At 45.3% G+C, this 2,100-nt stretch carries 3 protein-coding genes; all 3 read right to left on the bottom strand.

Going from position 1 to position 2,100, the window contains the following annotated elements:
* The coding region (locus CS060_RS13880) for a replication initiation factor domain-containing protein (RefSeq protein ID WP_099669063.1) at positions 1-953 on the bottom strand (953 nt) is incomplete at its 3' end.
* 416 nt (positions 954-1,369) lie between these two features.
* Complete coding sequence (locus CS060_RS13870; RefSeq protein ID WP_035050340.1) at positions 1,370-1,633, bottom strand: hypothetical protein; 264 nt, start codon at positions 1,631-1,633, stop codon at positions 1,370-1,372.
* A gap of 270 nt (positions 1,634-1,903) precedes the next feature.
* A partial coding sequence (locus CS060_RS14225; protein ID WP_218963490.1) for a hypothetical protein occupies positions 1,904-2,100 on the bottom strand: 197 nt, incomplete at its 5' end.

Here is a 2,100-nt window from a genome sequence, read left to right as displayed (position 1 = left end):
TTTTCTTCATCACTCAAGCAATAATAAATCATGAAGAACGATTTTGACACCTGATTGTCAATCCATCGATATTTTTTTTCTATGCTGGTCTTTGGCATTTGCTTTGCAATCCGTAAAGGTTGAACACAGCCCAAAAAGTTCAACCAAAAGCGAGCCAAAGGCCATCTTTTTTTATTTTTATCTGTCGCCTTTCTTATCCTAAACTGAATATAGTTCCGCAAAATACCTGCGACAATCTCACCGAGCGGCAGGACATCATCAGCTATGACCTGCGCCACGACATACGCCCGCAAGTCTCGAAGTTGCACCTCTGTCCTATTCCAGACGTCTATATCCAATTCCATCTGGACATTTTTCTCATAGAATCGAATCTGTATGTCGCTGGAAGGCGACCCAAAGTACAACGTATGTCCGATTGTCTCGCCACCCTCTATGACAATGTTCTCGATATGTCGCGCCTTTTTAAAACGTGACGTGACTTCATTGTCCTTCAATTTTTTTACGAGACTATTAATCTTAAAATATCCGACAAAGTCGTCAATCGCTACGTCAAGCCTTGTAATATTAACTTCGTACTCATAGACCAATCTATAAAACAGCTCATGCCAATTAATAGACGTATGAAGTTCAAACAGGCGACAACCTTGTCCCGTCATCTCTAAATGAATTCCCATGTCGTCAGCGCCATCATAATAAACCGACAAGACAGGATTACCCTGGAAGGCGACACCTTGCTTATATCCATACTTTCCATTTTTCAGTTGGAAAAATTCAGCTTCATTTAACCCTAAAATCTCATAAATTTTTTCCAGTTTTTCGACACATTTTTTTATCGAATCTTGCCCTGTTTTGAAAGTGACTTGAAGCCAGTCTACACAAGGCTTGAGACCGATTCGGCTTGTACTTTCTACCCCCGTGTTACAAGACGGGGGTAGACACTGATTTTTTTCCAATTCCGACACCCCCGACTATATACTCCGACTATCGGAAACAAGTCTATAAAAACATAATATCTCCGCATCAACTTCCTTTTCCGCGCGCTCACGCAATAGAGGAATTCTAAATTCGCGCTCCATGTCCGTCATGATCTCCGAGAGCAGAAAGTCACGACGCGATCTAGGCGCATTCATCGCGTCACGGTATCGACGCTTGTAGCCCGCCAACCTGTCCATATCCTCACCTCCTTCCAGCATGTCGCGACATGTCCTCTCTACGTGTCGCTGCCGAGCCACGCCCGAGCCTTGACACTGGGACCCTGCTCCCTTTGGAAACCCTAAAGGGCGAGGTGCGCGGGAGAAAAACGCTCCCGCACACCTCGGCAAAGCTTACCAAAGGGAGCCACCCAGCGATCAAGGCACGTTCGCTACGCTCACTTTCGGGCTGTTTCCGCCAGATCACCCTTTACAAACTCTCTCACCTTTTCCTCACTCAATTCCTGCCGCACGACTTCACGAACTACTTCCCCCACAGCCTCAACGATCGGCTTCGCAACCTTCTCTTGATTATAAAGCCATTGACCAATAATAAACGCACATAGACCCGACATCGTAACGCCATACGATTCGGCATACTGTTGTAGCAAGTCCTTCTTGTCTTCAGCGAGCTTAAACGCCACTCGAATATCACGAGCCATTTTATCACCCTTTCGTTTCCGTTTGTGTACATTCTAGCAACAAGAAAAAAACATGTCAAGACGAAATACGAAACAAAAAGGCGCTGGCGACGCGTCACGACGCAGGGAACCCCGAGACCCTTGCGTCGTACCGCGCGGCGGCCGCGCCACCTGTCGAACGTGATTTCGGTACCGAACATTTTTTCGTCTTACGAATATTATTTCGTATATGCAAAAAGGCACGCCTTGCTGTCGCGCACGCGCGCCAGCCCAGCCATGCCTCGTTACTCCTTATTGCTCTCTTGATTGCTTTATAATCTTAATCATCTCGTCATATGAGATATGTTTCGACTTAAACATCTCAATGATCTGTAAATCCGCTTTCGTCAACTTGGAAGAACCTTCTGTCAAAATGTCATCTATAAAACGTTGTTTTTCTTCATCACTCAAGCAATAATAAATCATGAAGAACGATTTTGACACCTGAT

It is taken from the genome of Anoxybacillus flavithermus (assembly GCF_002742685.1).
Taxonomy (GTDB): domain Bacteria; phylum Bacillota; class Bacilli; order Bacillales; family Anoxybacillaceae; genus Anoxybacillus; species Anoxybacillus flavithermus_E.
Note: the sequence above shows the minus strand (reverse complement) of the source record. Positions and strands in the feature narration are given on the sequence as shown.

Excerpts from the sequence above, each read along its gene's own strand:
- CS060_RS13870 (WP_035050340.1), bottom strand. The coding sequence starts at position 1,633 with ATGGCTCGTGATATTCGAGTGGCGTTTAAGCTCGCTGAAGACAAGAAG.